16 protein-coding genes are annotated in these 13954 nt (G+C 66.3%); 13 read left to right on the forward strand and 3 right to left on the reverse strand.

Annotation, left to right across the window (positions count from 1 at the left end):
* Positions 1–435: 435 nt before the first annotated feature.
* The 8 genes from QX073_RS21605 (at position 436) to QX073_RS21640 (ending at position 5347) form a co-directional block, all read left to right on the forward strand.
* Positions 436–774 (forward strand): hypothetical protein, encoded by a 339-nt coding sequence (locus tag QX073_RS21605; RefSeq protein WP_315769939.1) that lies wholly within the window; start codon positions 436–438, stop codon positions 772–774.
* Positions 771–1367: a TlpA disulfide reductase family protein gene (locus QX073_RS21610; RefSeq protein WP_316167702.1), complete on the forward strand. Its 597-nt coding sequence runs from the start codon at positions 771–773 to the stop codon at positions 1365–1367. Before QX073_RS21605 ends, QX073_RS21610 begins: the two co-directional genes overlap by 4 nt.
* Before the next feature lie 127 nt (positions 1368–1494).
* Positions 1495–1842: a DUF2282 domain-containing protein gene (locus tag QX073_RS21615; RefSeq protein ID WP_316175837.1), complete on the forward strand. Its 348-nt coding sequence runs from the start codon at positions 1495–1497 to the stop codon at positions 1840–1842.
* Between the two features lie 55 nt (positions 1843–1897).
* On the forward strand, positions 1898–2785 hold the full coding sequence (locus QX073_RS21620; RefSeq protein ID WP_316226335.1) for a DUF692 domain-containing protein: 888 nt from the start codon (positions 1898–1900) through the stop codon (positions 2783–2785).
* On the forward strand, positions 2766–3557 hold the full coding sequence (locus QX073_RS21625; protein ID WP_316226336.1) for a DNA-binding domain-containing protein: 792 nt from the start codon (positions 2766–2768) through the stop codon (positions 3555–3557). Before QX073_RS21620 ends, QX073_RS21625 begins: the two co-directional genes overlap by 20 nt.
* Entirely contained in the window at positions 3554–4060 is a 507-nt protein-coding gene (locus QX073_RS21630) for a DoxX family protein (RefSeq protein WP_409977990.1), read from the forward strand. The genes QX073_RS21625 and QX073_RS21630 overlap by 4 nt, the downstream gene beginning before the upstream one ends.
* The gene (locus QX073_RS21635; RefSeq protein WP_316171587.1) at positions 4050–4682 is read left to right on the forward strand and encodes a sigma-70 family RNA polymerase sigma factor; all 633 of its coding nucleotides are present in this window, start codon (positions 4050–4052) and stop codon (positions 4680–4682) included. The genes QX073_RS21630 and QX073_RS21635 overlap by 11 nt, the downstream gene beginning before the upstream one ends.
* Positions 4679–5347 carry a DUF1109 domain-containing protein gene (locus QX073_RS21640; protein WP_315718237.1) on the forward strand — a complete coding sequence of 223 codons (669 nt, stop codon included), beginning with the start codon at positions 4679–4681 and terminating at the stop codon, positions 5345–5347. The genes QX073_RS21635 and QX073_RS21640 overlap by 4 nt, the downstream gene beginning before the upstream one ends.
* Before the next feature lie 112 nt (positions 5348–5459).
* Here QX073_RS21640 and QX073_RS21645 read toward each other — a convergent pair whose 3' ends face one another.
* Complete coding sequence (locus QX073_RS21645) at positions 5460–6029, reverse strand: hypothetical protein (RefSeq protein WP_316226337.1); 570 nt, start codon at positions 6027–6029, stop codon at positions 5460–5462.
* Between the two features lie 969 nt (positions 6030–6998).
* On the opposite strand from QX073_RS21645, the gene QX073_RS21650 reads away from it, so the two are divergent.
* The 4 genes from QX073_RS21650 (at position 6999) to QX073_RS21665 (ending at position 10707) form a co-directional block, all read left to right on the forward strand.
* Complete coding sequence (locus QX073_RS21650) at positions 6999–7607, forward strand: nuclear transport factor 2 family protein (RefSeq protein ID WP_315750349.1); 609 nt, start codon at positions 6999–7001, stop codon at positions 7605–7607.
* 303 nt (positions 7608–7910) lie between these two features.
* Positions 7911–8954 carry an aromatic ring-hydroxylating dioxygenase subunit alpha gene (locus tag QX073_RS21655; RefSeq protein WP_315750350.1) on the forward strand — a complete coding sequence of 348 codons (1044 nt, stop codon included), beginning with the start codon at positions 7911–7913 and terminating at the stop codon, positions 8952–8954.
* Between the two features lie 6 nt (positions 8955–8960).
* Positions 8961–9716, forward strand: coding sequence for a GntR family transcriptional regulator (locus tag QX073_RS21660; protein WP_315718241.1), 756 nt, complete (start codon positions 8961–8963; stop codon positions 9714–9716).
* Positions 9717–9726: 10 nt separating this feature from the next.
* Positions 9727–10707, forward strand: coding sequence for a PDR/VanB family oxidoreductase (locus tag QX073_RS21665; protein WP_315718243.1), 981 nt, complete (start codon positions 9727–9729; stop codon positions 10705–10707).
* Between the two features lie 12 nt (positions 10708–10719).
* On the opposite strand, the gene QX073_RS21670 is transcribed toward QX073_RS21665, so the two are convergent.
* Positions 10720–11367 carry a hypothetical protein gene (locus tag QX073_RS21670; RefSeq protein ID WP_315750352.1) on the reverse strand — a complete coding sequence of 216 codons (648 nt, stop codon included), beginning with the start codon at positions 11365–11367 and terminating at the stop codon, positions 10720–10722.
* Between the two features lie 139 nt (positions 11368–11506).
* Positions 11507–12541, reverse strand: a complete 1035-nt coding sequence (locus QX073_RS21675) for a cobalamin-independent methionine synthase II family protein (RefSeq protein ID WP_315750450.1) — start codon at positions 12539–12541, stop codon at positions 11507–11509.
* A 148-nt stretch (positions 12542–12689) separates the two neighbouring features.
* Here QX073_RS21675 and QX073_RS21680 point away from each other — a divergent pair, with 148 nt between their 5' ends.
* Positions 12690–13868, forward strand: a complete 1179-nt coding sequence (locus QX073_RS21680; protein WP_315750353.1) for an acetate/propionate family kinase — start codon at positions 12690–12692, stop codon at positions 13866–13868.
* Positions 13869–13954: the final 86 nt, after the last annotated feature.

Consider the following 13954-nt stretch of genomic DNA (forward strand, 5'->3'; position numbering starts at 1 on the left):
AAGGATCTGGCCGACCGAACCGGCGGTCGTCAGCGTGGAAAGCTGAGGAGGTCGGGTGCGCTGAGCGCGACGGTTCAGAGCGGCCCGACCTGTGCGATGGGGAGAGTCGTCATCCGGAAGAGCACATCGTGCGACGAAGCCTTGTGCAACACCTTGGGAGGTCGTGAAACTGTGTTTCCGCCGTTCTGTTGTTGCGGCGTAACTAATCGGACGCGGTCGAATGAATCAAGCGGGGGCGGCCGCCCTGGATCGATCACGACCGGTCAATTGGATGTGAGCGGGCTAAGGCGAAAGCTCGCGCTGCGCTGACCGCGATCCGCGCCGGTGCGCATGACTTCGCCGCGGCTGCGTGTGGCCTGGTAACCTTTCTTGGTCCGCCATCGTACCGTCGAATGGCAGCATCAGGACACGCCGGCGGGAGGTATCCAATTGCATGTGAGGCGCCCGCGCATCGTGCGCATTACCCATCGTCCGAGCGGCGAGGTGATCGCCGAGGGGCCGGTCGGCCTCTGGGACATCACGCCGTTCGAGGGCAACTTCTATATCCGGCGGCGCTGCCTGAGAACGTGCCATCTTCGTCCGAACTGGATCCCCGGACTCTGCATCTACAAGTTCCTGTACGTGTGGCTCGACCTGAAGCTTCCGGACGGCCGGCGCGAGCCGTCGATCGGATGGCTGTACTGGCTGCCCAATCCGCTGTTTTTCTTCATCGCGTTCCGGCCGGCCGTTCCGCAGTCCTCGCCCGCCCTCGCCGTCGAGGAACGGGCGGGATGATTGTTGCGACACGGCGCGAGGTGATCGGCGGTGTGTTGACGGCGCTCATGGCAGGCGCCGGCCCCGCTTCGGCAGGGTCTGCTGACGACGAGGTCCCGGCCTTCGCAGCCGGCCGTCATCAGCTCACGCTGCTGCGGCCGCAGCAGAGCCTGCCGGCGCTGCGGCTGTTTCGCCTCGACGGCGGTACGCTCGATCTGGCCGCGCTGCGCGGCGCGCCAATCGTGCTGAACTTCTGGGCCTCGTGGTGTACGGCCTGCCGCATCGAGCTGCCGGAGCTCGATCGGCTCGCGCGCAGCGTCGGGCGCGAGCGCCTGCACGTCGTTGCGGTGTCCGAAGACCGCAGCGATCGCGACAGTGTCGGTCGTTTCGTGCGCTCGCTGCGGCTGACGTCGCTGCCGATCTGCCTCGATCCGAACGGGTACGTGGCGCAATCCGGTGACGGTCGCGGCAGGCCTGCGCCGTTCACGCTGTATGGCATGCCGATCACCTATCTGATCTCGGCTTCAGGACTGATCGTTGGATACCTCCCGGGTGCGGCCGACTGGTCGTCGTCGGCGGCGGCCGATCTGCTCGACTATCTCGGGCGCAACTGAATGATGAATCGCGAAGCAGACGACGTAACCTTCCAACGCACTGGAGCGAACCATCGTACAGGCGCGCCGATGGCCGCCAGACACCTGCAATGTCCGCAGGCTGAACCCGGAGAATGGAGGAACACGCATGTCCAATCGCACGCTGTCCGCAATGATCGTCGGTGCATTTGCGGTCGCTGCCGGCGCGCTCGCCGTCACATCCGCCTCGGCGGAGACGATGGCCAAGGGCGACATGGAAAAGATGATGAAGGCCAAGCAGGCCGAGACCATGAAGGCCATGAAGGACGGCAAGATGGAGAAATGCTTCGGCGTCGCGCTGAAGGGCCAGAACGACTGCTTCGCCGGCGCCGGCACGACCTGCGCGGGCACCAGCATGACCGACTATCAGGGCAATGCGTTCAAGCTTGAGCCCAAGGGCACCTGCACGACGATGCAGAGCCCCAAGGGGCCGGGTAGCCTGACGCCGAAGGCCTGAGACATTGCCGGCGGGCTGCTTGCAGCCCGCCATTTCTCTCGATCGGAGTCTTCGGGTGGCACGCGCACAATTCTCGACGGCCGGACGGATCCCCGCGCGGGGCGGCGTCGGCCTCAAGGCCGAGCACTATCGCGGCATCGTCGAAACGTGGCCCGATATCGGCTTCTTCGAGGTTCACGCCGAGAACTACATGGGCGCGGGCGGGCCACCGCACCACTATCTCACGGCTATTCGCGAGCGCTATCCGCTGTCGCTGCATGGAGTCGGATTGTCGATCGGTGCCGACCGCCCGCTCGACCAGGCCCATCTCGGCCGTCTCAAGCATCTGGTCGACCGCTACGAGCCGGGGCTGTTCTCGGAGCACCTGGCGTGGTCGACGCACGATACCGGTTTCCTCAACGATCTGCTTCCCGTTCCCTATACGGGCGAGACCCTGATCCGCGTCTGCGATCACATCGACGAGGTGCAGAGCGTGCTCGGCCGGCGGATGCTGCTGGAGAATCCATCGACCTATGTCGCGTTCGCCGAGAGCAACTGGTCCGAGCCCGACTTCATCGCCGAGATCGCGCGTCGCACCGGCTGCGGTCTCCTGCTCGACGTCAGCAACGTCCATGTCGCTGCGACCAATCAGCAGTGGGATCCGCATGGCTATCTTGCCGCCTTTCCGCTCGCGCAGGTGGTCGAGATCCATCTCGCCGGCCACGCCCGCGAAGCCGACGAGCACGGCAGGCCGCTGTTGATCGACACCCACGACCGGCCGGTCGACGACGTCGTCTGGTCGCTGTGTGCGCATGCGATCCGCGCGACCGGCCCGGTGCCGACATTGATCGAGTGGGACGCCGAGGTGCCGCCATGGCCGGTGCTCGCGGCGGAGGCGCGCCGGGCCGAGGCCATCATGCTCTCGCCGACGATGGAGGTGGCCTGTGACGCCGCCGCTTGCTGAACGTCTTGGCGGCTTTGCGCGCGCACTGCTCGATCCCGCGCAGCCGGTGCCTCCCGGCCTGGTTGGACCGGATGGGACGCCGAGCGGGCGCCGGTTCGGCGTCTATCGCAACAATGTCGTGGCCGGCTTGACGGCGACGCTGAAGGACGCCTATCCGGCGGTTCATCGCATCGTCGGGGAGGAGTTCTTCCAGGCCATGGCGCGCCGCCATCTGCTGTCCGAACTGCCGTGCTCGCCGATCCTGCTCGACTATGGCAGCGGCTTCGCGGCGTTCATTCGCGGCTTCGCACCGGCATCGGCACTGCCTTATCTGGCCGATCTCGCGGCGATCGAGCGCGCCTGGGCGGAGGCCTATCATGCGGCGGAAGCCCAGCCGGTCACACCTGCGGCTTTCGCCGCCCTAGCGCCGGCCGATCTGCCGGCTCTCCGCCTGCGCCTGCATCCATCCCTGCGGCTGGTCCGCTCGGCGTTTCCCGTGCTCACGGTCTGGCAGATGAATGTCGCGGAGGGAATTCCCGGCCCGGTCGATCTCGACGCGGGCGGCGAGGCGGTTCTGATCGTCCGTCCCGAGGCCGACGTCGTGGTTCGCGCGATCCCGTCGGGCAGTTTCGCGTTCGTTCAGGCCTTGTCGGCCGGGCGGTCGATGCTGAGGGCAGTCGACGATGCGCTGCGCGAGGACGCTGGCTTCGACCTCGCCGGCACCCTCCACGATCTGATCCATGGCGGAGCGGTGATCGGCTTCGACCGCGCGACGATGGGGGAGGCGTCATGAGCACGATCGCGGGCCGCCGGGCGCTCACCTTGGCCATGTCGGATGCGATCGATCGGCTCGCGCGACTGGCTCTCATCGTGGCGCCGCCGATGCTGCGCATCGCGCTCGCGGTGCCGTTCTTCAAATCCGGACTCACCAAATGGGATGGCTTGCTGTCGCTGTCGCCGTCCGCGGTGTATCTGTTCGAGGACGAATTCAAGCTTCACCTGTTCGGACAGACCTATGACTTTCCCTGGCCCGCAGCCTTCGCTCATCTCGATGGCGTGGCCGAGATCGTGCTGCCGGTGCTCCTGGTGGTCGGGCTGGCGACCAGGGTCAGCGCGCTCGGGCTGTTGGTCATGACCGCCTTCATCCAGCTCGTCGTCCCGGATGGCTGGGCCAATTTTCATCTGCCCTGGGCTGCGATGGCGGTTGCGATCATCGCGCTCGGGCACGGGCCCTTCAGCGTCGATCAACTCGTCGTGCCGCTCGGTCGAAAACTGGAGAGCGCCGATGGGCAGTGACCAGAGCGCTCCTGCGCCGCGGCTGAGGCTCGTCGCGGTGGACGCGCAGAGCGGGGCGGACGTCAAGCCGGGACGCCGCGCGCTCGATTGGGCGATTCTGATGGCGCATGCCCAGGAGGGCGATCGTGTCGCCTATCAGCGGCTGCTGGAGGAGATCACGCCCTACCTTCGCTCTCTCGCGGCGCGGCACTGCAGGCAGCGCAGCGACATCGAGGATGCGGTGCAGGACGTGCTGTTGACCATCCACTCGATCCGCCACACCTATGATCCGACGCGCCCGTTCGCGCCGTGGCTGGTGACCATCACCAACCGTCGCCTGATCGACCGAGTACGGCGGCAGTCGCGCCAATGGCGGCGCGAGACTGTGCTGTCTCCCGAGCACGAGATCGCAGCCGAGCCCGAGACCGGCGTGGAGGCGGCGCCCGACCGCCGCGAATTGGAGCTGGCGATCGACAATCTCCCGCCAGCGCAGCAGCAGGCCGTGCGGCTGTTGAAGCTCAGGGAGCTGTCGCTCAAGGAGGCCTCGGCGGCAACCGGAATGTCCACGACCTCATTGAAGGTGAACATGCACCGCGCTCTGAAGAGCCTTCAGAAGCTGCTCATTCCGCGGAACGAGCCATGATCAAGACCGACGATCTGATCAACTCTCTTGCGACTGACATGCGGCCCGTGAAGCGGCTGCGGCCCCCGCTGTTGCGCGCCTGCACTTGGCTGATCGGGGCCGGTGCCGTGGTGGCGCTGCTCGCCGTCAACCAGGGGATCCGTCCAGATCTGGTGCAGCGTCTGCACGATGCGCCATTCGTGACCAGCCTCGTCGGCTCGATCCTGACCGGCGTGCTGGCCGCGATTGCGGCATTCCTGGTCAGCCTTCCCGACCGCTCGCGGTGGTGGATGCTGCTGCCGCTGCCGGCGCTGGCGCTATGGCTGTCCAACATCGGCTATCAGTGCCTCACCGACTGGGTTGCGGTCGGTCCAGACGGCATGAGCCCCGGCGAGGCGGCCCGCTGCTTCACGACGCTCGCCGTGACGAGCCTGCCGTTGTCGCTGGCCCTGCTGGTGATGCTGCGCTACGCGGCGCGGCTGCGGCCGACCATCGTCGCCTTGACCGGCGGCGTCGCCGTATCTGCGATCACGTCGACGGCGCTCGCTCTGTTTCATACGATCGACGCCTCGGTGATGATCCTGATGTGGAACGTCGGAACGGCTGTCCTGCTGATCGGTGCGGGCGGCCTGTTCGGCCGTCGCATGTTCGGCTGGGTCGCGCCGCGCGTCTTCGCGCACGACTGAGCTCGCCGTTCGTCGACCGACGCGGACCGGTAACCTTCGTCGTGCCTGGAGCGAACAGTCCGCGGGCTCGGGCGCAGATAGCCCTGTCGCGACGCGCATCGCGCGTCGATGTTCACGGACGCGAGGAGAATGAGACCATGCAACGATCGAACCCCCTAGCCGGGTGGACAAGTGCGGCGCTGATGCTGGCGGCGCTCGCGCCGTCCGGCGCCAGCCGGGCCGCCGATGCGACCCATCTTTCGTTCGTCACGCACGCGGCGTTCTTCTCGGCGGAGACGAAGCAGCCGAAGCCGCTCGATCCCCATGCCTTCGTCGCCGACGCCGCGGCGCCGGCCGCTGTCGGTCCGCAGAACATTTCCCACGTCGCGGGGGTCCGGCCGGCCTTGATCGAACAGGATGCGAAGACCGCCGTTGTCGCCAACGCGAAGGGCGAGCCGGAACGACGAATGATTTTGTGGCCGGAGCGAACGGCAAAGCGAAGCTGACGATCGTCGCGCCACAGCCGCTGACCATGACAACGCCGTGCTGCTGGTCTATCACAGCGACGGACCGCCGCTTCGTCCGGCAGCGTCTCGATGGTCGCCAATACCTTCTCGACGTTGCGCAGCAGTTCGAGCGACGGCGGCAGCATCGAGATCTGCTCGCGCCTGACGAGCTGCTTCACCCACCAGAAGCGGGTCATGTGCCTGATCGAGATCCGCCAACGGCTTGCCGGCGCCGGCAGATTGTCGAATGCGCCATGGTCCTGGGCAGATGCGGATCTGCACCTCGACCCAGGACTCGCAGCTCGCGGTCAGTGGCTTACGCTCCGTCATGCCCGGCCGGACCTTTTTTGTCGCATCGACGGCACGAGGCCATCACCGGACGAGATCGGCGGCAAAAATAGTGATTGCTGTTTTTCAGAAATCATGCTTATATCCGGTATCCCGCCTCGAGCAGAGGGACGTACGCGTCGTCACGAACGTGGAGGCGGGCTGCGATGGACGTGACGGCTGTGCCGACGAGCGCAGGCGTTACGTACGGCGAAGTCGTGTGGTCCTGGCCTCTCGGCGCTGAGGTCTGCGCAACGCGCCAAAGGCGCGTTGTCGCAAAATGGGGGCAAGAGAGCCGATCCCCAGGGAGAGCACGAAGGACACCGTTAAAACCGATCGCGCGGGGAAGGCCGGGTCTGTCCGGCTGTACCTGTGGTACCTGCCGCCTGCATTCTTTTGAGCAGGCGGGCCACGGGCCTCAGCCGAGGTCCGGCCTTCCTCGCGCCCTCTCGTTGTTCAGAGGGACACGAATGCTGCATCACCCGGGCACGACGTGCCGCGGGATGAAAGATGCTTATCAGTTCGCCTCCGTGATGAGGTCGAAGGTGTCGACATCTACTCAACTGTCGTCCCGGACAAGCGCGCGACGCGCGCGCCGATCCGGGATCCATAACCCCAGGGAGATGTGCGAGGCACGATGGTCGACCATTCTCGCCCAGCCACATCCGCCGCGGCGTATGGATCCCGGGTCGGCGTCCGCCAACGCTCCGCGTTGTCGGACTTGCCCGGGACGACATCGAATGCTTGGCGCGTTTTGGACTTCATCACCAGCAATGTGAGTTTTGCAGCGCTGCTCCGATCCATGTATTCAGCAGCCGCGCAACACGGAGGAAATGCACATGACCAAGACCGCCACCGAGATCGAGGACGACCGTCAGATCCGCGAACTGTTGCAGAACTGGGCGATCTGGCGCGATGCCGGTGATTGGGAGCGTTTCCGCACGGTGTGGCATCCGGATGGGCGGATGATGGCGACGTGGACGCAGGGCACCGGTGACGAGTTCATCGAGATCAGCAAGGCGGCCTGGGCCAAGGGTGTCAACATCCTGCACTTTCTCGGCGGCATCTCGGTCGATCTCGCCGGCCATCGCGCGATCTCCCAGACCAAGATGACGATCTCACAGCGGGCCGAGGTCGAAGGCGTCGTGTGCGACGTGCTCTGCACCGGCCGCTTCTACGACTTCCTCGAGAAGCGCGCGGGCAAATGGGGCATCGTGCTGCGCCAGCCGATCTACGAGAAGGATCGCATGGACCCGGTGACGCCGGGCGCGGTGCCGGCGCTGGATCGCGCGCTGCTGGAGCAATTTCCCGTGGGGTATCGGCATCTCGCCTATCTGCAGACGCGCATCGGCTACACGGTGAAGCGCGACATGCCCGGGCTGAAGGGGCCGGAGGTCGAAGCGCTCTATGCGCGCGGCGCCGCGTGGCTGCGGGGCGAGGGGCTGTGATCATCGGCCCCTGCGTCGCCGGTGCCGCGCTCCGAACGGAACAGCTCTCGCCGAGGGGGCTGATCCGGCGGATCTCTGGGGCCGTTACCGAGCGGGTGAGTCTTTTCGGAGTGCCTAGCGGAATCAGCGCAAGTGCTTGAATCAGAAGGGATTGTCTGTCAGCCTTGTTCCTTGGAGCGGAACCGTCGTGCGGCTGTATACAGGATTGGCGGTTTTCCGCCGGGAGAAGGCGGAACTTGCGCCTCCTCCCCCGTTTGATGTATACAATGACCAGCTAGAAGTATACCGCCACGAGGACACGCCATGGCCGCTTCTTTTCCGATGAATGCCTGGTACGCCGCGGCCTGGGACGCCGAGGTCAAGCAGGCCCTGCTGCCGCGGACGATCTGCGGCAAGCACGTCGTGATGTTCCGCAAGGCCGACGGCACCATCGCCGCGCTCGAAGATGCCTGCTGGCACCGGCTGGTGCCGCTGTCCAAGGGCCGGCTGGAAGGCGACACCGTCGTTTGCGGCTATCACGGCTTGAAATTCAGCCCGCAGGGCCGCTGCACCTTCATGCCGTCGCAGGAGACCATCAACCCCTCGGCCTGCGTACGTGCCTATCCGGCGGTCGAGCGGCATCGGTTCATCTGGCTGTGGATGGGCGATCCGGCGCTGGCCGATCCGGCTGCCATTCCCGACATGCACTGGAATCACGATCCGGCCTGGGCCGGCGATGGCAAGACCATCCACGTCAAATGCGACTACCGGCTGGTGGTCGACAATCTGATGGACCTCACGCACGAGACCTTCGTGCACGGCTCGTCGATCGGCAACGACGCGGTGGCGGAAGCGCCGTTCGACGTCACCCATGGCGAGCGCACCGCGACCGTGACGCGCTGGATGCGCGGCATCGAGCCGCCGCCGTTCTGGGCGAAGCAGCTCGGCAAGCCCGGTCTGGTGGACCGCTGGCAGATCATCCGCTTCGAAGCGCCGTGCACGGTGACGATCGACGTCGGCGTCGCACCGGCCGGCACGGGCGCGCCGGAGGGCGACCGCTCGCAGGGCGTCAACGGCATGGTGCTCAACACCATCACGCCGGAGACCGACAAGACCTGCCACTATTTCTGGGCGTTCGCCCGCAACTACCAGCTCCCCGAGCAGCGGCTGACGACGGAGATCCGCGAGGGCGTGTCGGGCATCTTCCGCGAAGACGAGCTGATCCTGGAAGCGCAGCAGCGCGCGATGGACGAGAATCCGGGACGCGTGTTCTACAACCTCAACATCGATGCAGGCGCAATGTGGGCACGGCGGATCATCGATCGGATGATCGCGCGCGAAACGCCGCTGCGTGAAGCCGCGGAGTAGAATGGAATGGCCGAGCGTGACAGCGAGCGTTCGATCTCGCAGACCGTACGTGCGCAGCTCACCTTGCGCGACCTGATCCTCACCGGCGGCTTGCGCCCCGGCGAGCGCATCTCCGAGCTGCAGGCGGTGGAGGCCGCCGGCGTCTCGCGCACGCCGGTGCGCATGGCGTTGGTGCGGCTCGAGGAGGAGGGGCTGCTGGAGGCCATTCCGTCCGGCGGCTTCATGGTGAAATCGTTCTCCGAGCGCGACGTGCTCGACTCCATCGAGGTGCGCGGCACGATGGAAGGACTGGCGGCGCGGCTCGCCGCCGAGCGCGGCGTGTCCGTGCGCGACACCGAGCCGATGCGCGAGTGCCTCGCCCAGATCGACGAGCTGATCGCGCCGGCCGAGCTCTCGTTCGACGCGTTCTCGGCCTATGTGGCGCTGAACGCGCGCTTTCATGCCCTGCTGGCCGAACTGTCGCGCAGCCCGCCGGTGATCCGCCAGGTCGACCGCGCCAGCGCGCTGCCGTTCGCCTCGCCGAGCGGCTTCGTGATGGCGCAATCGGCGCTGCCGGAGGCGCGTCACATCCTGGTGGTCGCGCAGGAGCATCACCGCATCGTCATCGATGCGATCGAGAACCGCGAGGGCGCCCGCGCCGAGAGCATCATGCGCGAGCATGCCCGGCTGGCGGCCCGCAACCTGCGGCTCGCCGTGAAGGCGCGTGGTCCGATGGACCTGGTGCCCGCGGCGGTGCTGATCAAGACGCAGATCAACGGCTGAGGAGGCGATCATGCGTTTCCAGGACAATTGGTCGCCTGCGACCCTGGTCTCGACACGCGACCTTGCGCCGGGCATCCGCGAATTCATCCTGCGGCCCGACGGCTACGTCTGCGCGCCCTATCCGGTCGGCAGCCACATCAAGGTCGGCGTCCTCGCCGCCGGCCAGCCCGATGTCCGCTCCTATTCGCTGGTCGGCGAGGCGGACCCGCGTGGCTACCGGATCGCCGTGCGCTTCGCCGAGGATTCCCGCGGCGGGTCGCGCTATCTGTGGTCGCTGCAGCCCGGCGCCCGGCTGGATGTGGCGAGCCCGACCTCGCTGCTGCAGGTCGATTGGCAGCGTCCGCATTATTGTCTGGTCGCCGGCGGCATCGGCATCACGCCGCTGGTCGGAGCAGCGCACGCGCTGCTGCGCAAGACGCCGAACGTCTCGCTGCACTATGCGGTGCGATCGCGCGGTGATGCGGCCTATGTCGATGAGCTCGCGGCGCTGCTCGGCGACCGTCTCACGGTGTATGCCGCGGACCAGTCGCAGCGGCTTGACCTGTCCGATCTTTTTTCGAGTCTGCCGTCCGGAGCAGCCGTGCTGTTCTGCGGACCGATGCGGATGCTGGATGCCGCGCGCAGCGCGTGGGCGGCGTGCGGCCGCGTGCCGGCCGATCTCAGCTATGAAACGTTCGGATCGAGCGGCCGGCTGTCGACCGAGCCGTTCAAGGTCCGGCTGCGCGACAGCGGCGAGGAGATCGTTGTGCCGCGCGACCGCTCGATGCTCGACGTGCTGAATGCCGCCGGCCACGAGGTCATGGCGGATTGCCGGCGCGGCGAGTGCGGCGTCTGCGCGGTCGACGTGGTCGAAGTCGAGGGCGAGATCGATCATCGCGACGTGTTCTTCAGCGCCGAGCAGAAGCACGACAGCCGCAAGCTCTGCGCCTGCGTTTCCCGCGCCCACGGCGTGGTCACGATCGACACGCTGGAGCGGGCCGACGCGCTGTGAGTGCGCCGCCGGCTACTTGTCGGCGAGGCTGACCGGCGTCGCCGAAGGCGGCTTGCCTGAGGACTTCCGGCCGCTCTGCTGCGCTGCGACGGCGGCGCGTGCGGCCTTCAGACGTGCATCGGTCTCCTTGTCGGCCAACAGCGCGTCGGTGAGGTTCGCTTCGGCGGTGTATGCCGCCTCGGCCGCGGCCTTGGCCGCCGCGATGTTGGCTGCGGTGGGATTGGCCTTCGCCAGCGCCTCCGCCACGTCGCGGTCGGAAATGGCCTTCTCGTTGGCCGCCAGCGCGGCATCGAGATTGGCGTCGGCGACCGTCTCGGCAGCATCGGCAGCCGCCAACGTCGCCGCGGCGGGACTGAGCGGCGGCCGGGGGCGCAATGGTTTCGCTACCGCCTGCGGCTTGACGGCCTGAGCCTGGGGCGGGAGCGCGGGCCGAGAGGATGGTGGCAGTGCCGTTGGCTGCTGGATGGGAGGCGGCTGGAGCGATGGCATGGTCGGTACGAGCCCGATCGGCACCATCCGCGCAAACGAGCTGCGCGCGTCGCGCATCAGGCCGCCCATGATGTCGTCGAGCGGGTCGGCCATCGCGGTCCCGCTCGCCGCTGCGCCAGCAAGCATGCCGATCGCGGCGGCGACGTTCCTCGACGTGATGCAGACGGCCATCGGAGCCTCCCTCGCGACGAAATCGGGCCAGCCGACCCCCGGCGCTCACCGCCTGCCTTATTCCGGAAATGGGTTTGCAGGGTGGCGCCATCGTGGAGCGGTCGCGCCTGACATGCGCCGCATCTGCCACATTGGGCTTTCAGGCGAGCTCCTCGCGCACCCGCGCCGCCGCCGCGCACATCGCCTTCAATTTCCCGAAAGCGGTCGCACGCGGCAGATATTTCATGCCACAGTCCGGCGCCACGACCAGCCGCTCCGGCGCCACCACTTTGAGGCCGTTGCGGATGCGCTCGGCGACGACCGCGACCGGCTCGACCTCGGGATTGCCGAGATCGAGGACGCCTAGCACGATGGTCTTGGTCGAGAGATCCCTGAGAACGCCGAGGTCGAGCCGCGGCTGCGCCGCCTCGATAGCGATCTGCGCGGCGTGGCAATCGGCAAGCTCGGCCAGGAACGCATATCCGCTCGGTTTGCTGGAGCCCGGCACGATGGCGGCATAACCGAAGCAGACGTGAACGATGGTGGGCACCGTAATATGATCCAGAGCCCGGTTGATCGCTTTGACGGCATAGCGCCGCGCCGCCTGCGGATTGTTGCGGACCCAGGGCTCGTCGAGCTGGATGACGTCGGCGCCGGCGCGTTGCAGGTCGCGGGCCTCGGCATTGACGACCTCGGCGAAAGCCATGGCGAGTGCCTCGTCGTCGCCGTAGAAATCGTCCTGGGCCTGCTGGCTCAATGTGAACGGCCCGGGCAGCGTGATCTTGGCGGCACGCTTGGTGTTATGGCGGAGGAACTCCATGTCGCGCAGCTCGACCGGGTGCGTCCGCGTGATCGGACCGGCGACGCGCGGCACTGGCGTCTTGATCCCGGACGGCGAGATGATGATGGCGGGATTGTCGGCATCGACGCCGTCGAGCGCGGTCGCGAACCGGTTGGAGTAGCTTTCGCGCCGGATCTCGCCATCCGATACGATGTCGATCCCCGCCTGTTCCATGTCGTGGATCGCGACGATGGTCGCATCGTCCTGAGCGTCGTCGAGCAGCGGCCGGGGAATGCGCCACATGCCCTGCATGCGAATGCGGGGAACGGACTTCGAGAGCATTGCGCGATCAACCAGCCAATCCGGCTGCGGGTAGCTTCCGACCACGGTGGTCGGCAGGAGATGTCGAGGCATATTCACGCAGTGGCCCTCCCGCGGGTCCGACGGTCATCTCGGCGCCAGAATACAACCTAGCGTTTTGTTCGTCTTCGGATCGTCATGGAAATAATTCGCATTTTCTGCAGTTTATCAGTTCATCCTTCGTCACGAGGCGGCATCACCGATGCAACACATCCTGATCCTCAACTCCGGCTCATCCTCGATCAAGTTCGCCTTGTTCGAGGAAGATGCCGACCTTGTGGAGACCGTGTATGGCCAGATCGAAGGGCTTGGCAGTGCCGCGCCGCATCTCGAAGCGAAGCTGAGGGGCGCTCCGCTGGCCGATGAACGCCTCAATGCAGCGAGCGCCACCGATCACGAGGCGGCTCTCGGCGTCGTGCTCGAGGTACTGCAGCGCGCCATCGGGCGCACCGAAGTCGACGCCGTCGGTCATCGCGTCGTCCATGGCGGGCTCGCTTTCAAGCAGCCGATCGTCGTCAATGACGATGTTCTGAATGACCTGCAGAAGCTCATTCCGCTCGCGCCGTTGCACCAGCCTCACAATCTCTCCGGTATCCGCGCCGCCCATCGCGCCTTTCCTGGCGCCGTGCAGGTCGCATGTTTCGACACGGCGTTCCATCGTTCGCACCCCTGGGTCAATGATACCTATGCCTTGCCGCGTGAGTTCTACGACCAAGGCATCCGCCGCTACGGCTTTCACGGCCTATCCTATGAATACGTCGTTTCGCGATTGAAGGAGATCGCTCCGCTCGACGAGAAGGGCCGGGTGGTCGTGATGCATCTCGGCAACGGCGCCTCGATGTGTGCGATCCGGGATGGGCAGAGCATCGGTTCGTCGATGGGCTTCACGGCACTCGACGGCCTGCCGATGGGCACGCGCTGCGGTCAGCTCGACCCTGGCGTCGTTCTCTATCTGCTTCAGGAGAAGCGCATGACGGCTGAGGCGGTCACCGATCTCCTCTACAATCATTCGGGCCTGAAGGGATTGTCGGGATTGTCGCAGGACATGCGCGAATTGGAGGCCGCCGGCACGCCGGAGGCGCGGCAGGCGATCGACTACTTCGTCGACCGCATCAGGCGCGAACTCGGCGCCATGACCGCGGTCCTCTCGGGCATCGACGCGGTCGTGTTCTGCGGCGGTATCGGCGAGCACGCATGGCACATTCGCCAGCGCGTCTGCCAAGGCTTCGAATGGCTCGGGATCGCGCTGGACGAGGACCGCAATCGTGCGAACCATTCCTTGATATCTTCGGATCGATCGCGGGTGCGCGTGCGCGTGGTCCACACCAATGAGGAAATGATGATCGCGCGGCACGCCGCGCGCCTGCTGAGGCCGCAATGACTGAGATGGCCGACCAGACCTGCTGATTTGCCGCTTGCATGTCCTTGCTTTTTGGTATCATCGAGGATGAAAGAACAACAAGGCCG

The sequence above is a fragment of the Bradyrhizobium sp. SZCCHNS3052 genome, assembly GCF_032484495.1.
In the GTDB taxonomy this organism is placed as follows: Bacteria; Pseudomonadota; Alphaproteobacteria; order Rhizobiales; family Xanthobacteraceae; genus Bradyrhizobium.